The sequence below is a fragment of the Haloferula sp. A504 genome (assembly GCF_044385805.1).
Lineage (GTDB): Bacteria > Verrucomicrobiota > Verrucomicrobiia > Verrucomicrobiales > Akkermansiaceae > Haloferula.
Genome location: NZ_JBISBU010000032.1, coordinates 23,800 through 43,773 on the forward strand (window position 1 = coordinate 23,800; position 19,974 = coordinate 43,773).

Here is a 19,974-nt window from a genome sequence, read left to right on the forward strand (position 1 = left end):
ACCCGGGGACAGGCGCTTGAGTGGTGGATGGTTCGTCATTGCGGCGTCTGTGGGAATCTTGACTTGTCTATGCTTTACTCACAAATTGTAGTTACAATGTAAACAACACTCAAGAAGTTAGAGTCAGAGATTGAATGTCGAACGCCCCCGGGCACTTGTGCGCTTGGTGGTCGTTTCGGATGGCTTCGTCGAAGGTGAAAAGGGCTTGCTCATTGCAGTGACTCCCGGGAGTGGTTTGGCCGAATCCCGCAGATCGTTTTAGCGTTTTGGCTTTGATAAAGTTCTTAACATCATACACCGGAAAGCCCAAAGAAGTCGACTTTTAAGGGTGTAAATCATGTCTTTTCCGGCAAAATCGTGCCCAAGGATGGGTGTTCGAGCCCCGGGGGCTTCCATGCCCCTCCTTTCCGGACCGAACCGTCCCGAACCTGGGCCTGCCCTCAGGATTCCGCCCCGAACCAGTTCTTCGCCACCAGGAACATCATCGCCGGAAACTCGTCGAGACGGCGGCGCAGGTAATCGATCGCCATCGGCCAACCCAGCGCGAACGGCACATACTGGCGCACGATGCAACCCCGCTGCCGCAACTCTTCCGTGATCCTCTCCCGCGGAACGCCGTAGAGGGTCTGGATCTCGAAGCGTTCGGGACCGTGGCACTCCAGCACCCGGTCGACGAAGCGACGGATCCACTTCTCGTCGTGGGTGCCGAATTCGACGTAGTGGCCTCGCTCGAGCAGTCGCTCCCCGAACTCCAACATGCGCGACTTCATCTCCTCCTTGTTGGAAAGCGCCACCTCCGCGGGTTCCTGATAGATGCCGATCACCAACCGGACCCGTGAACCGGGCGGCAACCGGTCGAGATCGTCCCCGGTGCGCCGCAGCCGGGTCTGCAACACGGTGCCGACATGCGTGTGTCCGGCCTCGTGGAGTTCATGGACAAGGTCGAGGGTGAAGTCGGTCCAGTGCCGGCTTTCCATGTCGATGGTCAGCGCGACCCCCCTCTCTCGGGCGGCGGCGGCGATCACCCGCGCGGCCTCGGCCGATCCCGCGGCGTGCCCACCATCCTCCAGCGGATCGGTCGTGAAACTCGAAAGCTTGAGCGAGAGCGACGGCCGGCTCGCAGGATCTGGAAAACGCGAAGCGACCGCATCGATCATCTCAAGATAGGTCGCCTGATTGCGCTCGGCGATCTCCGGCGTCTCGATCGCCTCGGCCAGCAGGTCGAGGGTTGATGCCACCCCCCGTTCCTGCAGGGCTTCGGCGACTTGGAGCGCCCGTTCAATACTGTCACCCGCAACATAGGGCCGAGCGAAGAACCTCACCAGCGGCGACGGGATCAGGCGAACCAAGGGATTCACGGCAGGATTGAATGGGAGCGTCCGGACCTTGCCAACTTCAATTCGGAGAAACGCTGCAACTCCATCATCGCTGTCTCCGGCCCCGGTCGGTCGGGCGATACCAGCGGCGCTTCCAACAGCGCGAACCCCTCGGCATACGCCTCCCCGACTTCACCTCCGATCTCCCGGTTCACGCCGAGAATTCGCTCATCAAAACCGATGCCGCGGCTCCGCAGGTTCCTCTCGTGTTGGGAGCGGTGACACCGCAGCAGCTCCGCCTTCCACGCCGCCTTCTCCTGATCGAAGACCGTGACCAGGTCGAGCCGCATGCCGAGCGTCTTCGGGTCGCGCACCAGCAGGGCCAAGGGCTTCGCTTCCCGCCCGTTCCGCCAACACTCGAAGTAGCGGAAGGTCCGGCGGTGATCGGCGTTGCTGTCCCTGCCATGGGGCAACACCACGGCCTCCGGCCCGACCCGGTCGAGGATGGCGCGGACCCGCGACTCGTTGCCGCGATCGTCCCGCATGTGGCCCTGCTCGTCCTCGGGAAGGCGATGAAATCGCAAACTGTTCTCCGGCAACCCGAACCGCCGGCAACTTTCCCGCTGCTCTTCTTCACGCGCCGCGGTCTTGGCTTCCCAGCCATCGGCAAAGACGTCCTCCACGCCGCTCGCACCACCGGTGAGAACCTCGAGAAACAACTCGCAGCCACGCTCTAACAAGCACCGCATGGTCACGGCCACCACCTCGAAGTCATCCGGATGCGGCGCCAGCACCAGCCAGCGGCGTGGGGCGTCCCACGGACCCGCATCGATTCCGAACCTCGCGACCTTCACGGCTCGATCTTCAGGTCATCTTCCAGCGGAAGAAAGGTGAACATCCACTTCCAGCCCTTCGAGGTTTTCGGCGCCTTCACGAGCACGCGGTTCCAGCCCTTGTCGAGCTTCACCAGGGCAGGCTCGCGATAGGCGTAGCCCTCGTTCACGAACGGCCGCTCGTCCCGTGCGGTTTTTGCCGGCATGTACCCTTCGTTCTCCCAGCGGGGCGGCTCGAGCTCCTCGCCGTTCACCCACACCCGCCCGTCCTCGTGGCTCCACTTGCCGGAGATCATCGGCCCGGCGCGGCGGTCCGAGGTCGAAGGTGTGTTGAAACCGATCCAACACGGGATTTCCCGCGCCTCGTCCGACCAGACTCGGGTTTCGGCGTAGGCCGTCCCTTCCGTGGGAGCGCCGGGAAGCACGCCTCCCAGCCCGAAGAAGTTCCTGAAGTGAATTGTGCCGCCCGCGACCTCGAACGGTTCATACGAAATCCCCTCATGCACGACCGGGCCGAGCCGCTCCATCGACTCGGGAGGAAACGTCTTCGTCGTATCTCCCCCGTGCGGGAACGGCCCGATGACCCGCCATCGCATCGAGGTCTGGGCATGATAGGGAAACGGCCACTCGCGCGCCAGTCGGCGACCGACCGTCAAGAGGTCGCGCTCGAAGAGCCGGTAGGGTTCCAGCCGCGGATCGCCCGGCGAGGGAAGCTGCGACCACAAATCCGGATGATCCTCCGGCAACCCGCGCCAGAAGCGCTCCGCCGCCGCCACCATCGCCGGCAGCACCGGGCTTTGCGTGTAGATGTTTTCCTCGCCACCGGTGTTGATGTCCGGCCAATGGCAGAGGATGGCCCCCAGTGCCTGACCATCGCCTTCCGGCCGCCAGCACGGCTGCCAGTAGAAGGCGTGCGGCGGACCATCGAGGAAATCCATGTGGTTCACGTAGTTCACCGCCGAGTCGATAAACCTGACCCCCGGTGCCGGCTTCCCCTTCGCCCAGAGCTGCGTAATGCACTCGGCATCCGGCAGCCCGCCCGGCCGCCACACGACCACCTCGAGCCCGTGCCCGCGGAGCACCTCCACCATCTTCGGCAGGAAGGCCGCGTTCGTGATCCGCACCTCGTCCGAGCCGAGGTGAAAGCGCGGGATCGACACGCCCTCCTTGCGCAGCGGCACGATCACCTCGTCACAGAACTCGTCGAGCAGGTCGGCACAGATCTCCATCCCGCGCGGGTCCTGCATGCCGAAACCGAAGGCCGTGTTGAAATACTCGCTGTGGCCCGGCATGTCGATCTCGGGCAGCACTTCCACGCCGAGCGCATGGGCCTTGCGGAACAACCCACGGATCTGCTCGAAGGTGTAGAAGCGCCCCGGCTGGCGGGTCTGACGGTAGGACGACTTTTCATTCAGCACCGGATGCCGCTTCGACTCGATGCGGTAGCCCGGGTAATCGGTCAGGTGCCAGTGGAAGACGTTCATCTTGAGCGAGGCCATCGTCCCGATGAAGCGCTCGATCGTTTCGACCTCCTGGAAGTTCCGACCGACATCGTGCATGAACCCGCGCACCGGAAAGGCCGGCCAGTCGTGGACGTGGACGAAGGGCAGCTCGCCCTCGGCCGTCAGTTGCTGGAGGGTGGAAAGGCCGCGCAGCAGGCCGAGATCGCTCGCTCCAACCAAGCGCACGCCGCTCTCGTCGACCGCCATTTCATACGCCTCCGATCCACCGGCCACCGGCCCCAGGAAAACCGCCAGCTCCACCTCACCCACGGGCATGCGATCTAACAGACGAGAGGCCCGGCCAAGATCCCCCGAAGCCTTCACCGACCACCCCCCGGGCTCGAGCTTTCCCCCACCCCACTCGATCTCGCGCGGCAGGGGCACCAGGGTCGCGGGGGCATTCCGACGCGCGCCACTGCCGGGATCGAAGGCACCCCCCTCGTCCCTTTCGAGTAGCTCGTCCACCGGGATGCGCAGGAAGTAGATCTCCACGGGACCCTCGTAGAGAATCCCAAGGTGGGCGTCGTCCGCCGGTGCCAGGCAGGAGTAACCCGCACCGCTCCGCTTGTCGTAGAGCGTGTGCATCGACTCCGGCCAGCTCATCCCCAGGTCCTCGGAAACCTTGACCGTCATCGTGTGTCGGCCGCTCGTCGTCGCCGGGTTGGAAAAGAACAGGGTTTCGTCCCCGCCCGGCACGTCCCACTTCAACAGGCTCGCCATGCAGATGCTTTCCGGCAGTGCCTTGCGGTCAGTCGGGTGAAGCTGCCAGCTTGCCCCGAGGTCCTTCGTCGTCGCCACCGTCCGCGAACCGCCACGATTGTCGCGGCAGTTGATCATGATCACCCCGTCTTCCAGCTCCACCAGTTGCGCCTCGGTGGTGTCGCTCTTCACGCCGGTGCCGATTTTCCAGGTTTCCCCGCGGTCCTTCGACCAGATCATGGTCGACCACGGCTTGCCGTCGGCCGCGCGGTATTGTGCGGGAAACACGAGAGTCCCATCCTTCATGGTGATTCCGGTTCCCGGGCCGTTGAGCAACAACCTCCAGGCCGGGTCCTTGACCTCCCGGGTGATGTTGCGCGGCTTCGACCAGGTCCTGCCGTCGTCGTCGCTGTGGACCATGACGAGCTGACCCGTCTCGTCCGGCTCCAGCCCCGGCCCGGATCCGTGCCATGCGCGATTGCCATGACTCCAGAGGGCCGCGATCCAGATCCGCCCGGTCACGCGATCGACGAACACGCAGGGGTCGCCCACGCCGTCGCCACCACCCGGGCCCATGTCCATCGCCACCCGCATCGGCTCCCAAGAGCGGCCCCCGTCGGTCGAGCGCGAGGCGCCCACGTCAATGTTCCCGGGCAGGTCGCGACCGCCGTCGTAACGAATGTCATAAACCGCAATCAGCGTGCCCTCCTTGGTTCGAACCATGCCGGGAATCCGGTAGGCCTTCGACCCGTCGTCGCCGTGCTGCCGCAGCGCCACCCCGATGCGCTGGGCGCCCGGTGCCGACCCGGCAACCACGTCGATCACCTTGCCCGAAATTTTCACCCGCGTCACCCGGGCATCGACCCGACCGTCGATGTCGGCATCGTCCTTGAGCCGAACCGACACCCACCACCAGTTGTCACCGCCGGAAAGCTCCGCGTCGCCGGCAAACACCGCCTTCGGACCACGGCCGGCATCGCCGAAGGGGTCGCCCCATCCACCGCTCGGATCCTCATCGCCCGGCACCAGTTCGATGGCGGCAAGGTCCTCCGGACGCGTCGTCCCCTCCATCTCCACCTCGACCGCCTCAAGCTTCAGCGGCTTCAGGTTGCCTTCGGTCGACACCCGCAGTCCGAGCACCGGATTGATCGCCTTGCGTTTGAGCACGGGGACCACCGGTTGGGCGACATCGACCTCCAGCAGTCGCATCGGCTTCTCCTCCTCGAGCTTCAGCAGATCCAGCATCACGCCCGACTTTTCCGGAGCGTTGCAGCGGATCCGCAGCCTCGAAACGCCGGCCTCCAGCGGCACCTCGACCGGCGTCAGGAATCCGCCGACCTTGACCGCCCCGTCGCCGTTCCAGACTTCTTCGTAGTCACCCCCTGGCCCCGCCGCATCGATCCGGAAAAGGAAGGGTTTGCGCGCGGTCCAGCGCTCGGCCCAGAACGACAGCCGCGAAGGCTTGGTCAGTGCTCCGGCCAACTCCAACTCCAAAGCCTGCTCGCCGCCGCCGGGCAACCGCAGGGACTGGTTGCCCGCCTTCGCGTGGCCCTGGTGGACCTCCGCCTGACCGGAACCCGCCGACCAGGTCCCCAGCGGCGTGTTCAGGGTCTCGAAGGCCCCGGCCGGATAGTCCTCGAAGGACTCCACGCCGGAAGCCAATGCCGTCATTCCCAGCAGGGTGAAGCAAATGCGCCGTTTCATGCCGCGACTAAACGCAGCACCACGCCCAAATCCATCCCGGAACCGACTGGTCATGAAGACCAACCAGTAGCCCTTCCTTGCTCCCCAGACTTGCATGGACAAAGTGATCACCTATTCAAGTTCATTCCAGACGCCCGAGAGGCACCCGATGTTTGATTCCATTCATGACCTCCAAAAATTGAAGAGCATGAGTTGCGGCATGCCACGCACTGAATTTCCGTCCCGACTCGGCGGCGGAAAGCGGCGGCCTCGCGGCTTCGCCCTGGTGGCCACCGTCATGATGATGCTTTTGCTCGTAATGATCGGTGTCGGGCTGCTGTCTTTGTCGTCGGTCTCGCTGCGCTCGTCCCAGCAGGAATCCGCCGCTTCCGAAGCCCGGGCCAATGCTCGACTGGGGCTGGTGATGGCCATCGGACAGCTTCAGAAATTGTCCGGGCATGACCAGCGGATCACTGCGACCGCAGGGCTGCTGGATCAACCCGCCCCGGGGAAGCGTCACTGGAGCGGTGTCTGGTCGACCGAGGACTGGGATCCCTCCAAGCCGAATCAGCGTGAGTTCCTCGGCTGGCTGGTCTCCGATTCCCAACTCGATCCCGCGCGCCCGGCCGCCCCGGAGAGCGCTGAACAACCCGTGGTCCCCGGCGAAGCGGTCACGCTCGTGGGCAAGGGCAGCGCCGAGGCAAGCCCGGATGACGAGGTCAAGGCCCGGCTCGTCACGCTCGGCGACGGCAGCGAACGGACTCGCGGTGGCTACGCCTACTGGGTTGGAGACCAGGGAGTGAAGGCCAGCTACGGCGTCGCGGAGCATGGTGAACGTGATCCCTGGAGCGAGGCCAGCCAGCTGGCCACGATGACCCGGGTGGGCATCGAGGCCGCCGGAATCCCGGCACTGGACACATATCCCGAACTCACGGGTGACCAGGTGCGCAAGGGGGCCACGTCCGTGCTCACCATGGACGTGGCGCATGGTCCGGGCACGGCGAGGCAGGTCTTCCACGACTACGCGCCGCTTTCGCTTTCGTTGCTCACGGATGCCCGCCTCGGCGGACTCGCGCGGGATCTCTCGACGGCCTTTGAACTGGAGGATCGGGAATTTCATCGCCTGGAGGAGTTCCACGGCACCAACGAACGGAACCGGACCCCTGGCTACAACGACCTGAGCCGCCGCTACCGCGATCCGAAGTTCTACGGCGACCGGGAACGCAGCAGTCTCGGCTACCTTGCCGAAATCAAGAACGGCAGCTCGATCTTCCGCGGCCCCACTTGGGACCTGCTGCGCAACCACTACCGGCTCTACAAGCGCGAGTGGGACAGCGCCGGCTCGTGGCGGCGGGCCTATCCGCCGACCGGACCCAAGAGCTTCGCGGCCCGCGGCTTCCTCCCCCACTCGTATGCCAAGACCTACCAGGGCCCCGGAGCCTCCCCGCCGTTCTTCTACCACCCGGGGGTCGCCCGCTTCTACGGCCGCGCCAATCGCGGCTTCTACATGGACCTCAACTACCTCGACAAGCCGCGGGGAGGTTTCGACAACGATTCCGCCGACGGAATGATCCATGCCCGCTCGCCGCGCCTGATGCCGCTGGTCAGCCGCCTCACCATCACCTTCAGCGTGCTGCAGATTCCCACGCCCAGCGAGGAGGACTGGAGCCTCGGCATCGCCTTCGACCCCTACCTGGAACTGGTCAACCCCTACAACGTGCCCATCTCGTTCCAGTCGATCGGGATGTTCACGGCGAAGATCAACCTGTTCGGCGGGCGCATCCGTTTCACCGACCGCGCCAGCGGACAACAACGGGAAGCCCCGCTGGGGGACTACTTCTCCCAGAACTTCTACAACCAGGGCTCGTTCATCTTCCGCATTCCCCCGCCCCCCGGCCAGGACGCCTGGGTGCTGCAACCCGGCGAGGTAAAGGTGATCAGCCCGGTCAAGACCGGCCGCCAGGACATCATCCGCAACCAGATCAACCGGGTGACCGGGCAGTTCGCCTACAGCGAGGATGCCGGGCTCTACTATTTCTACTCCCAGAACAACAAGTGGCAGGTGAAACCGAAGGACGGGAGCATCGTCGAGTTCGAGATCACCGGCAACGACGGCCCGGAGCAGGACATGTTCACCGTTCATCTCCATTACGCAAAGGACCACGATGGAGGTGCCAGGGACGTGATGACCCACATTCCCCCGGTGAACATGTTCTCGGAGAACGACAGCTTCGACGACCCCCACATCACCAAGATCGGGTATGCCCGGGGAAACAACGGACCCGAAGGCCCGATCGAGATCCGCCGGTCGCTCAACACCAACCAGATTCCGAGGGAAGCCTCGGGACCTCAGGCCATCGCCGCCCTCGACATCAAGATGAAGACCGCGCGCTCGGACACCCCGGTGTTCTGGTTCAACCCGCGCGGCCAGGCCTTCGACACGCGCGACTACGACGGCGGACAGCGCACTTCGCCGATCTGGGACTCCCGAGTGGTCCCGATCGGCGACATTTCCGAGCTGCAGCTCGTCGCCAACCCCGACGGCAACGGCTACTGGGGAGACAGCCACACCGCCCTGAGCGGTTCCACCCGGGTGGTGCTCTACGAAGTGCCGCAGCTGCCGCTCACCTCCCCCGCCCAGCTCCAGCACGCGGACTTCTCGCTCACCGGCAGCGGCGGCTCGCTGATGCTCGGCAATTCCTTCGCCCACCCCGGCATCGCGGACCGCACGTCGATCATCACCCGGCGCGGCCGCGTGGCCAACGCCCACACCGACTTCAGCCAGCTCCAGACCCTCGCCGACATGGCCTGGGCCGGCAACGAGATGCTGTGGGACCGCTATTTCTTCTCCGGCATGAACTGGGGCGAATCGACCCTGCCGCTCACCGGCGCGCAACAACCTTACCCGAGCCAGGACGCCGCGGTGGACGCCCTGCTCGCCGCCGACCCGGATGAAAGCCATCCGCTCATGAATCCGCGCATGATCCTTTTCGATCCGTCCTACTCGGCCACCCGTCGCGAGGAGTTGAAGGATTACGCGAAGCTCGCCGCCCATCTCTCCGTGGAGGGCGGCTTCAACGTCAACTCGACCTCCGAGCGCGCGTGGCGCGCCGTGTTCTCGACCCTCCGCGCCGCCACCATCACCTACTCCGGGGACGGCACCCCGAGGACCGAGGAAGCCGACAACGCGTTCAGCCGTTTCACCCTCCCGACCGCGGAGGCCTCGAACCTCTGGGAAGGCGGATTCCACAACCTCAGCGACGGACAAGTCGAGGCACTCGCCGAAGCGATGGTCGAGCAGGTCCGCGAGCGGGGGCCGTTCATGGGCTTGGCCGACTTCGTCAACCGGCGGCTCGACGACGGCAAAGGTTCGGCCGGCACCGATGTCGGCGTGCTCGGCGCGCTCCAGGCGGCCATCGAGAAGGCGGGGCTCAACGACCGACCGGCCGTCTCAAACCCGGTGTCCGCCAACAACATCGAACACCGGCGTTACGAGGTCGCCGGCGATAGCCGGTCCTTCAGCACCTACGTCGGCACGCCCGGCTACGTGATGCAGGCGGACATCCTCAGCGCGCTCGGGTCCAACCTGCGCGCCCGCTCGGACACCTTCATCATCCGCGCCTACGGCGAATCGCGGGATTCATCCGGCGGGGTCCGGGCCCGGGCGTGGTGCGAGGCCACCCTGCAGCGCACCCCGAGGTGGACGGAGCCGACCGATCTCGAGCCCACCATCACCGATCCCTCCTACTCCGGCTCCGATCCCGCCGGCGACCTGGTCGTCCGCCCGTGGCGCTCCAATCCGGACTTTCCCAAGCAGAACCGGACCTTCGGACGCCAGTTCATCATGACCGATTTCCGCTGGCTCAGCCCGTCCGAAGTCTGACACTCCCCTCTCATCCGCCGCCCCACCCACGCCCATGAAACCGGGACTTCCCCTCATCCTTTGCACGCTCGGCCTGCTCGTCGCCACCACCCACGCCAGCCGGGCCCAGGAATCCGACGAGAATCGCCCCACCGCCCGCTTCACGGTGTGGGGCGACTGGACCGGAAAGGACCTCCATGTCGAAAACCCCGGCGCTTCCCCCGGAAGGGACGAACGCTACATCAAGCTCGACCTGCTCGACCTCGGCTACTCCGCCGAGATTCCCTTTACCCGCGGCAAGCCGATCGCCCTCTGCGCCCAATTGGAAATGGATGGCGAAACCCTCTGGCAACCGCTGATCGAGGTCAAGGTGCCCCCGGCAGTCCGCGAACCGCTCGTCATGATCTTCCCCGAAGATGAAGGCACCACCCGCTACAAGGTCTACGATCTCGACCCGTCGACCTTTCCCTTCGGCAGCTATCAACTCGTCAACCTCACCAAGGTGCGGCTGTTCGCCAAACTCGACGAGACCGGCATCCTGCTCGAGCCGGGCGGGCATGGGCACTTCAAGGAGTTGGGGCCCTCCAAACTCAATGTCTGGCTGCGCGTCGCCGCCGAGGGCCAGGACAGGAACGGTCATATCATCTATTCCTCGATGATGAAGAACCGCACCGACAAGCGCATGTTCATGTTCTTCCATCCTTCCGAATCCTCGCCGGACGCACCCTTCGCCGCCCGGACCCTGGTGGACTTCGCGCCGTCGGAACCCGGGTCCTGATGGCCGGAATCACCGCGGTTCCCTCGCCACCACGGTGAATTCGAGCGCCACGGAATCGCCGTTGGCGAGCGCGGGATGCCGCACCGGCTTCAGCTTCACCATGCCGGCACCGATTTCCTCATCGGCGACCCGCAGCACCGAGTCGTGCGCGTGCCAGAAGATGGCGAAATCCCCGCTGAGGTCCGGGGCGTACAGATCGTCGAAGCCGCTCCCACTGAATTCCCACTCGACCGGTTCTGTCCATTCGCGGCCGTCCATCCGCCGGACCATTTCCCTGACCGCAACTCGCTCGCCCGAGGCGGGGACGATGCGGGCCGTGAATCGGCTCACTCCCTTCCGACAACCGGCAAGGTGGAGCAGAAGTTCCAGATGCAGTGGTCGGACCTCTGTCACGAACAGGGTCTCGTGGACCCGGCCCCGCTCCGTGCAGAGCATGACCTCGAGCTCACCCGGATGGCGCTCGTCACCTTCATCCGGGTAACAGACACGCGCCGGCAGGCGAAAGGTGCGACTCGTCGCGTCGTAGCGGATCCCGCCCAGCTCGAAGCCATCCCCGTCCGATGAGAAGGGATGCAACCGGCGCAGTTCCTCGACCAACTCATCCACCTGCTCCCGGCTCTCATTTGTGACCGGTCGCACGGCCTCCGCCTCCTGAAGCCGGGCCCAGCGTTTTTTCTCGGCCACCGGCAGCAGTGGAAATTCCCGGAGCAGCATCTCGCTCGCCGGGACAGCCTCCACCGACCGCGCCTTGCCCTCGTCGCGGGAAGCATGGCGATCGCATGCCAAGAACAGCCCGCACGCCATCATCGGCATCAGCCAGGCCTTCACGCGTCCGGTCCGGGTTCGATCGGCGGCAGGGCGGCGGGATCCTTCATCTGCGGATGCGCGTCCCGCACCATCCGCGTGTTGGGATTGTGATAGAAGCGAAGCGTCGCGACCGGCAGCTCTCCGCCGTGCGCGAACTCGACCCGCCACCTTTGCGCCGTGATGTCGGGAAAGACGGGGTGATGACCCGTGCCGACCGAGTAGTTGTCCCACACCACGGGAATCCACGCCGCGCCGTCGTGATACCAGATGCGCATGAACTGCGTTCCGGGAAAGCTCGCGTCCAGGCCGTTGGCGGTGACGTCGGACCCGAAGTCGAACTCGACGACCGCCCGCGAATCCACCGCGCCGATCCGCGCCTGGGTCGCATTCGAGAAGTCGTGGAATGCCTCCCACTCCCCCGCGTGGGTGCCGATGATCATGCGGTGTTCGCGCGCCTTGAGGATCTCCACCTGGGTCGGCGATTCGATCTTCAGGGCATGGACCCAGGGACAGATGAAGTTCTCACTCGCAAGGTCCACCAGCACGGCGTCGCCCTCGTGGGCCACCACATCCACACCCTCCCCCGGACCCTGGATTTCCATCATGCGTTCGGCCGGATACATGCAGTCGAAGGGAATGCCCGCGATCATCAGGGGCTGCGTCTGGAAAAACGGCCGCGGAGCGAAGCGGAGTCGCAGCTGCAGGCGCCGCAGGTTGACGTGATTCGAATGGGCGAACTCGAAATTGAATCTCAGGAGGCGTTCGTAGCTCACGCTCGTTTCGCCCAGGTCGAATGCGATCTTCGCAACGCCTTCGAACCCGGTGAGCGACGGATCCTTGAGAGCATGGGTGACGCCGAACTTTCGCACGCCCTGATCCAGGTCGAAACCCTCGCTTCCCTTGGTTTCGAACACCACCGCTTCGTGCAGGTTGGCACCCTCGATCGTCACCTTGCTCACCAACGGCAGCGGTGAGTTGCGGAACATTGCCGCCTTGTCGGCATCGAGCCAGTTGAGTTGCTGCAGCGGCAGCGCGACGTGCAGGTCGACCTGCTGCCTGCCTTCCTTGAGTGCGGTGTAGATTTTGAAATCCAACCCGCAGAGCAACTCGATTGCGTAAGCCCGCCGTCGATCGTCGAGATTCCGGTTTCCGGCAATCTCGCGGATCATCGCCGGCGCGCCGGACCCGATGATCCTCCGGGTCGCCGGGACCAGCTCCATGTCGCGGGGCAAGGCATGCAGCTCGCGGATTCCCGCAGCCAGCGCCGCCGGGGCCTGATCGCCCAGCAGTTCGAGGACCAGGCACCAGTTGCGGAGATAGTATGAGTGGACCTGCCCGCCCCACTCGCTCACCGCCGTCCCCTCGAGACGGTCGGGATTCCACAGCTCCCGCTTGCCGGTGATCGCGAGGTTCTTCTTCAGCGCATTGAGGGTCAGGATGGTCCCGGCCGAGCGGATCCACACCGAGGTCACCCCTTCCCCGCCCTGGAAATCCAGCGGAAACGCCGACTTGAGGAAGCCCCCCTCCCAGTTGTCGTCGAGCGTCAGCTTGTAGCGGAAATGCCGCATGTGCTCGAGGAACACCTCCTCATCCGCCGCCGCCAGCGCCAGCGAGCCGAAGATGAAGGCGAGCGAACTGGTGGCGTGGGAGTTGTCGCCGTCTCCCATCGACGCCTCCATGCGCTCGACGAACTCCTGCACCGCGGTCGCATGACCACCGCCGATCTGGACCGCCAGCAGACCCGGACCGGACATCGCGTGACCGCCGCCGTGACGACGCGAGTCGTCCCGCGCCATCCGCCTTCCCCGGCCGTAGGCATAGGTGCCGTTGACGCAGACTTCGCCGGCGTGCCGGATCACGCCATCCAGCGTGCGCCGGTCCATCGCGATCGGCGTCCGCGAAGCCAATGCCAGACCGAGCGCCAGATGCCCCGTCCCGTAGTGCTGGCCGGCGATGCCGTAGCCGAAGCCGTTCACCTTGTGCCCGGCCATGAAGTCATTCTTGCAGACGTCGAGCACCTGGTGGTAGGCCGCCTGAATGCCGGCGAGGATCTGCGGATCCCGCGTCTTCAGATAATACTCACTCAGGAAGATCAGCCGCATCGTCCGCTCGGCGGTCCACTCGCTGGGAGCGTCGTGGTAGGCCACCCGATAGGCCGCCTTGCGCACCGCCTCGTCAAACTTCGGATCGCCGGAGGACATCAGCGCCAGCGCGCACCACGAGGTGTCCCAGCCGTCGCGGGTGTAGCCGGCGAGCCGCGGCCACGAGCCGTCGTCGCGCTGCTGCGCGGCCAGCCAGTCGACCTGGCGTTCCACCGTCAACGCCGTCTTCGCGCAGTCCCGTGGAAAGTGCTCGGCAAAGCTCCCAGTGCGGCCGATCGGAAAGCGCAGTTCAACCAGGCTCTCCTCGTGGATGCCCTTCAAAGGCAGCGCCGCGTTGGTGTGCAGGATCCTCGGCTGCACCTTGCCATAGCTGAGCGCGGCGAAGGCCCCCTTGATGCGTTTGGTCCCATCCGGCAACTCCCACCTCGCCTGCCCGGTCGCGTGCAGGTTCAGGGATTGCGCGCAGCTCCTCCCGTGGACCTCCCGCGGCTCGTCCAGACTCAAGGACGGACTGCCGTAGCCGGCCTGCATCCCGATGGATGGTTGCTCTAACAAAGACCGCTCACCATCTTCACCAACCAGCACGACATCCATCCACATGGCCCCGTCGCCGTGGATGTTGTCGTCGAACTGGTGGCTCTCGAGCGTGATCACCCCGCCTTCGGGCACGGCGATGTCGAACTCCTGCACGCCGACCGACTGGTTGCCACCCTCGCCACGCCACAACTCCCGCGTCGCCACCGGCAGCGGCTCCTCGCGGCCTTGCGGAACCCGCATCACCGTCAGCCACAAGTCGCCCCGCGCCTGAGCTTCATCCAACTTCTCGCCGAGCATCAGCTGCAGCTCGCGGCGGTCCTTGTGCATGAAATCCCAATCCGGCCGATAGGCGTTGCCGGACTTCAGGAACTCGCCGTCGATCCCGACAATCAGATCGCCCTCCCGGAGATGCCCGTCGGCCGGTGAACCTTCCGCCACCGAGACCACCTCGGCCGCCGCCAGCGCCAATTCGCCGGTCTGGGACTGGATCACCTTCGGAACCAGAGCCGCGAAGGCCGGGCGACCCTGCCACTGGGGCACGTGCGAGCGCACCCGCACCCCGATCGGCCCGAGCCAATGACCCCAGCGTTTCGCCTCCTCGGCCTGGTCCGCGGCCTGCGGCATCCAGCCCATATGCACGTCCGGATATTTTTCGCGGTAGGCGCGGATGTCGACCTGCTCGAACTCGCGGATGACCGGAAAGGTCACGGTGAGCGGTGCCGGCCCCGGATTGACGACCGGGGCGACGGTTGTTCCGCCATCGGCAGTAGCCGCGAAATCGACCCCGCCCGGCTGCGCTACCGTCGTGGATGACTCCGCCGTCGCCTCCGACGGCTCGGGGCGAGGGTGCCGATTCTGAATCAACCACGCCACGACGAGTATCAAGGCACCACAGGCGACGACAGCCCCCCACAGGGTTCCGGCCGCCGGGCTCTTGCGCCCCGACGACGGCGCGGCGCCCGTCCTCGCGGTGGCGGATGGCGAAGACTCTGCGGCCTCGATCAGGAACTTTTCGCCACAAGCCGCACAGCGGCCGTGTCGACCCACCCACGAGGGATCAATCTCAACCGACTCATCGCATTTCGGGCAGCGTGTCTTCATGCTTTTGACTACTTGTCTCGGGGCTGCCGCGGAACGTCAATCCAAGCGAGCCAGCCACCCGGATTCCGGGGCTCCAGACACTGGATGGAGGCCGGGCCCACGCGAGGGAAGGATTCCGGTTTGCTCGATCTACCAGTTGCACCGGCTGCGACCTGCCCCGGGTCCCCTCTAAAGATCCCTGCGGCAGACCCCGCACCACCCGGATGAGGCGTCATCAAGTCGTCCCGGTCGAAAATATTTCCGTAACCTGGAGCCGGCTAGTGCCCGTTCCTTACCAGAGTGGGACTCTTTTCATCCAGATTCGACGACGAGGTCGTGGCTCAACTAACCTCCCATCAGGCGGAGTTGCTGGCCTACGTCCACTCCCTGATGCCGGGAGACCCCTCGGTGAAGGATGTTGTTCAACGGACCAACGTCGTCGTCTGGAAGAAGCGCTCGAAGTTCAAAGAGGGAACGAATTTCCGGTCCTGGATCTTTGCCATCGCCCGCCTGGAGGTCCGGGCCCATCACAAGGAGCGCAAGCGCAAGTCCTGGCTGGTGGTCGATGATGAACTCGCCGACCGCATCACCGCCACGATGATCGAGTCCTCCGATGCCCAGCCGATCGATGAGTTGCGGATCGCGCTGGAAGCGTGCATGCGGAGGCTCAAGCCCACCGAGAAGGAGCTGATCGACCACCGCTACTACTCCGACCAGACGCTTGAGGACTACGCCCGCTCGCAGGACCGCACGGTGGGCTCGCTCAAGGTCTCCCTCTTCCGGATCCGCGCGACCCTCAAACGCTGCATCGAATCGCAGATCACCACCGGACCGACCTCCGCCCACTGATGCCGATGTCGCCGGTCCAACTCGAAACACGGATCCAGGAACTCGTCGAGGGAGCTCTCGACGAGGAACGCTGGCCGGAACTTCGCGAGGAGTTGATCCGCTCCGAAGAGGCGCGCCGGATCTACTGCGCGCACGCGCGAATGCACGCCGTGCTCGAGCGTCGGGTGAGAGGACTCAAGGCGGTGCTGGCTCACGAATCCCTGGTGCCGGTCGAGCAATTCGAGCAGGCCCGCAACCGAAAGTCGTTCCGCCATGCCACCCTGTCAGCCGCCGCCGCTCTGGTCATCGCCGCTCTGGTGATGTGGAGGGTGATCCTTCCGCCCGCACCGGCCGCCCTTGCTTTCGAAGCATCTCCCGGTAGTGAGTTCACCCTCACCCACGCCAACGTGGAAGCCGCTCCCAAAGGCGGGGAACTGGAGATCGGCTCGCGACTCGTGCTCCACCAGGGGGTGATGGACCTCACCTTTGCCTCGGGCGTCCGCTCGATTGTGCGGGCTCCTGCCGACTTCACACTAACGAGCGGGGACCGGCTGCAACTCGAGGAGGGAATCGCCTGGTTTCGGGTGCCCGAAAAGGCTGTGGGCTTCCGTGTCACCACTTCCGAACTCCAGGCCACCGACCTCGGCACCGAATTCGGTGTCATCTCGAAACCCGACGAAGCCGATCAGGTGCACGTTTTCGACGGCCGGGTGGAAGTCGTGACCCGCGGCGGATCAAGGACCCGACAAGTCCTTGAGGCCGACCAGGCTCGAAAGACCACGGTGGTGGGCACACTGACCGGGACCAAGGCGGACCCGGGGCGCTTCCTCACCGAACTGCCGTCCGCGCTTCCCTACCTGCACTGGTCTTTCGACGAACCGAATCCCGAAGAGTGGCGAGTCGACGGCAACCTCAGCTCGGGCGAAAACTCCCGCTTGACTCCAGGCGCCCACGACGGCGCCTCCACCATCGAATCCGGCCCGGGGCGTTTCAACCGGGCGCTGGTTTCCTCGGATTTCGACAGCTTTGCCGCCAGCGACCGGATCGGCCCCGACGGCAGGACCCCTTTCACGCTCGCGTACTGGCTGAAGGTCGAGCCGCGCTCCGAAAGCCCGCTGAGGCTGGTCGTCCTCGGCTGGGGAACCCGTTTCGAGGCTCCCGGCGGAGACCTGGCCTTCCTGACCCATCTCAATCCGGTGGAGGACGGAAATGCCGTTGGGATCACCCTCGGCGACACGTGGTGGCAGGGCATCACCCCGATCGACGACGGCGAGTGGCACCACCACGCCGTGGTGCATACCGGGCGCCACACGGCAAGCGGCGATCCCGAGGTGATTTGTTACCTCGACGGACGTCGGGAACCACTGGCTCGCCACGAGGATGAATCAAGCGATCGAGACCCGGGCGAAGCACACCCCGTGATTCTGGACACCACCGGACCCGATGCGGCGCCCGTCACCTTTTTTGCGTCCGGCAAGTGGCGCGGGCAGGCGAACCCGCACGATTCCCGCATCTCGCTCGACGAAGTCTTCCTCATCGAAGGAGCCCTCGGACCCCCACAGATCCAAGGCCTGCTTCAGAGCAACCATTACCCGAACCCGAGTAACTAAGAACACCATGAGACTCCTGATCCCATCCACATTGATCATGATCGCCCTCGTTGCCATCGGCCACGCGGCCCCGATCACCTGGGAGGCCACTTCCACTCCGATCACCTCGCCGAGTGACGTGATCAACGACGGCATCCCGGCCCCCGACATCACCTACATCAAGGATACCTGGCCCAGCGGCACTTCCTCCCATCTCGCCGCCGGCGGGGCGGTCGATTTCGGCCCCGGCGGAACCGTCAACGGCGTGGTTTTCACCGGTGCCGGAGGCAGCGACGACTACTGGACCGCCGAGGGCGGCACCAGCACGGGCGACGCCACTCTGGATGCCATCATCGGTAGGCACGCGGCCTTCGGCAGCACCGGCGACCCTTGGGTGCTGACCCTCGGTGGGCTGACGCCAAATACCGCCTACAAGATTCAGATCATCGGAATCCACGACCTGAGAACCGCTGGCGGGATCAACAGCCGGACGACCACCTACCAGGATCAGGACGGCGGCTCTGCCAGTCCCACCCTGACCCGTGGCACGGGCGGATCCGTGATCGGCACCTTCACCACCGGACCGGCCGAAACCTCGATGAACATTGATGGCATCGGAGCCTCCGACCCCGGTGCCGGCGCCGTGGTCTTGCGGGTGATCCCGACCGGCCAACCGCTGATCGGCAATGCTGCCGTCGACAGCATCACCGCGAGCGGAGCGAATGCCAGTGCCACCCTCGAGGATGTCGATGCTGACGTGACCCTGTTCTGGGCCACGACTGACTATGGCACGAACCTCACCGACTGGCAGACGAATGGCAGCTCTGACGGCCCCAGCCCCGAGGTTGTCGGACCCGTTAACCGGACCATCACCGGGCTCGCCATCGACACCGCGTACACCTGCCGCTTCCATGCGGTGAACACCGCACCCGACCCCGATCTCGAGGACTGGAGTTCGCCGGCCACCTTCGCCACCCCCCTGACCGGCAAGGCGGTGACCGACCTCTTCGCGGACCCCTTCTCCCCCTTCGAGATCGATCTCGACTGGACCGACAACTTCAACACCGAGACCGGCTTCATCGTCCAGCGCTCGCCGAGCGGCGCCGGCACCTGGACCACCGTGGCCACCCTGCCGGCCAACACCGAGTTTCACACCGACGTCTACACCGGAGTCGTCCCAGGGACGACCTACGACTACCGCGTTCTTGCCACCAACGCCCAGGGCGACTCGGACCCGTCGAACGTGGCGACCGCCACGGCGGATCCCGCCTCACCGCTGGCGACCCAAGTGCTCGTCAACTTCGACGGGACACTGGTCGGGACCACCTACACTCTCGATCCCGGCGAGACCGACACCACGGGAACCTTCCAAGGCAGTGGAGCGCCTGCCGTTTCCGGAGGTCTGGCCACGATCAACCCCGGAAACGCCGGCGGGATCGATGGATTCCACTTCAACCCGGGCCCGTTGGGTGACCTCACTCTCCAGAACTGGGTCGCGGAGGCGCTGATTTACTTCGAGGCTTTTGGCGGCGGCCAACTCACCGCCATCGACGTCCAGGGCGACACCAGCCTGCGGATCAACAATGCCGGCACGGGGCTCCAGGCGGTCTATTGGAATGGAAGCTCCAATGGCGTGCAAGACACCGGCCTGCCACCGGCAGAGGTGCGGGTGCATGTCGCCATGGCATGGGATGCCTCCACCGGCACACTCACCGGCTACGTCAACGGGTCCTCGATCGGCCCGATCAGCCAGGGTGCCTTCGCCACGCCCGACCTCACGAACGTGAGCTTCGGCTACTTCGGCCGCGCCGACTTCGACGGGCGCGGCATCGATGGCGTGCTGGACGCCGTGGCCTTCCAGAGCGGCGCCGCAGCCTTCGACCCGGGATCGGATTTTCTCATCCTCCCGGCCGGGACCGGCTACGCCGGGTGGATCGCCGGCTTCCCCGGTGTCGGTGCGCTCAACGGACTCGATGACGATCCGGATGGTGACCAGCTGAGCAACGGCATCGAGGCCTTCTTCGGCACCGACCCGAGCCAACGCAACGCCGGAATCGGCCAGCTCTCGACCGACGGGACCATCACCAGCTTCTCCCACCCGCAGGCCGAGCCGGCGCTCAACGACATCGCGGGCTCGTACCAGTGGTCGCTTGACCTTGAGAACTGGTATGCCGGCGACGGCACCGACGGCCCCCTTGGCGGCCCGACCGTCTCGATCCCGGGCGTCACCCCGACCGGGGGCACCGCCGACGTCACCGCCACCGCCAGCGAGGCACTATCGCGATTCTTCCTCCGCATTCAGGCCGCTCCGTGAGGCGCGGTTTCCCTTTCATCAACCAACCAACCGATCCTTCCAAC

Annotated in this window: 10 protein-coding genes; 5 read left to right on the plus strand and 5 right to left on the minus strand. The window is 65.3% G+C overall.

Features of this window, described 5'->3' with window-relative positions; translation table 11 throughout:
• Positions 1–440: 440 nt before the first annotated feature.
• The 3 genes from ACG2LG_RS14700 to ACG2LG_RS14710 are packed head-to-tail and all read right to left on the minus strand — an operon-like array spanning position 441 to position 6,054.
• A complete protein-coding gene (locus tag ACG2LG_RS14700; protein WP_396260170.1) occupies positions 441–1,358 on the minus strand; it encodes a proline dehydrogenase family protein in 918 nt (305 codons plus the stop codon).
• Positions 1,355–2,170, minus strand: coding sequence for a PIG-L deacetylase family protein (locus ACG2LG_RS14705; protein WP_396260171.1), 816 nt, complete (start codon positions 2,168–2,170; stop codon positions 1,355–1,357). The genes ACG2LG_RS14700 and ACG2LG_RS14705 overlap by 4 nt, the downstream gene beginning before the upstream one ends.
• The gene (locus tag ACG2LG_RS14710; RefSeq protein ID WP_396260172.1) at positions 2,167–6,054 is read right to left on the minus strand and encodes a family 20 glycosylhydrolase; all 3,888 of its coding nucleotides are present in this window, start codon (positions 6,052–6,054) and stop codon (positions 2,167–2,169) included. Before ACG2LG_RS14710 ends, ACG2LG_RS14705 begins: the two co-directional genes overlap by 4 nt.
• Positions 6,055–6,253: 199 nt before the next feature.
• On the opposite strand from ACG2LG_RS14710, the gene ACG2LG_RS14715 reads away from it, so the two are divergent.
• Together ACG2LG_RS14715 and ACG2LG_RS14720 are read left to right on the plus strand one after the other, a co-directional pair.
• Positions 6,254–9,916 carry a hypothetical protein gene (locus tag ACG2LG_RS14715; RefSeq protein WP_396260174.1) on the plus strand — a complete coding sequence of 1,221 codons (3,663 nt, stop codon included), beginning with the start codon at positions 6,254–6,256 and terminating at the stop codon, positions 9,914–9,916.
• 34 nt (positions 9,917–9,950) lie between these two features.
• The gene (locus tag ACG2LG_RS14720) at positions 9,951–10,673 is read left to right on the plus strand and encodes a hypothetical protein (RefSeq protein WP_396260176.1); all 723 of its coding nucleotides are present in this window, start codon (positions 9,951–9,953) and stop codon (positions 10,671–10,673) included.
• A 9-nt stretch (positions 10,674–10,682) separates the two neighbouring features.
• Here the strand turns inward: ACG2LG_RS14720 and ACG2LG_RS14725 are convergent, their stop codons facing one another.
• Together ACG2LG_RS14725 and ACG2LG_RS14730 are read right to left on the minus strand one after the other, a co-directional pair.
• Positions 10,683–11,501: a hypothetical protein gene (locus ACG2LG_RS14725; protein WP_396260178.1), complete on the minus strand. Its 819-nt coding sequence runs from the start codon at positions 11,499–11,501 to the stop codon at positions 10,683–10,685.
• Positions 11,498–15,220 (minus strand): DUF6288 domain-containing protein, encoded by a 3,723-nt coding sequence (locus ACG2LG_RS14730; protein ID WP_396260179.1) that lies wholly within the window; start codon positions 15,218–15,220, stop codon positions 11,498–11,500. Before ACG2LG_RS14730 ends, ACG2LG_RS14725 begins: the two co-directional genes overlap by 4 nt.
• Before the next feature lie 315 nt (positions 15,221–15,535).
• On the opposite strand from ACG2LG_RS14730, the gene ACG2LG_RS14735 reads away from it, so the two are divergent.
• From ACG2LG_RS14735 to ACG2LG_RS14745, 3 genes are read left to right on the plus strand one after another with little or no spacing between them, the layout of a single operon-like run.
• Positions 15,536–16,048 (plus strand): sigma-70 family RNA polymerase sigma factor, encoded by a 513-nt coding sequence (locus ACG2LG_RS14735; protein WP_396260181.1) that lies wholly within the window; start codon positions 15,536–15,538, stop codon positions 16,046–16,048.
• Complete coding sequence (locus ACG2LG_RS14740) at positions 16,048–17,637, plus strand: FecR domain-containing protein (protein WP_396260183.1); 1,590 nt, start codon at positions 16,048–16,050, stop codon at positions 17,635–17,637. Before ACG2LG_RS14735 ends, ACG2LG_RS14740 begins: the two co-directional genes overlap by 1 nt.
• A gap of 7 nt (positions 17,638–17,644) precedes the next feature.
• Complete coding sequence (locus tag ACG2LG_RS14745) at positions 17,645–19,930, plus strand: hypothetical protein (protein WP_396260185.1); 2,286 nt, start codon at positions 17,645–17,647, stop codon at positions 19,928–19,930.
• Positions 19,931–19,974: the final 44 nt, after the last annotated feature.

Excerpts from the sequence above, each read along its gene's own strand:
- ACG2LG_RS14710 (WP_396260172.1), bottom strand. The coding sequence starts at position 6,054 with ATGAAACGGCGCATTTGCTTCACCCTGCTGGGAATGACGGCATTGGCT.
- ACG2LG_RS14715 (WP_396260174.1), top strand. The coding sequence starts at position 6,254 with ATGCCACGCACTGAATTTCCGTCCCGACTCGGCGGCGGAAAGCGGCGG.
- ACG2LG_RS14720 (WP_396260176.1), top strand. The coding sequence starts at position 9,951 with ATGAAACCGGGACTTCCCCTCATCCTTTGCACGCTCGGCCTGCTCGTC.
- ACG2LG_RS14730 (WP_396260179.1), bottom strand. The coding sequence starts at position 15,220 with ATGAAGACACGCTGCCCGAAATGCGATGAGTCGGTTGAGATTGATCCC.
- ACG2LG_RS14740 (WP_396260183.1), top strand. The coding sequence starts at position 16,048 with ATGCCGATGTCGCCGGTCCAACTCGAAACACGGATCCAGGAACTCGTC.
- ACG2LG_RS14745 (WP_396260185.1), top strand. The coding sequence starts at position 17,645 with ATGAGACTCCTGATCCCATCCACATTGATCATGATCGCCCTCGTTGCC.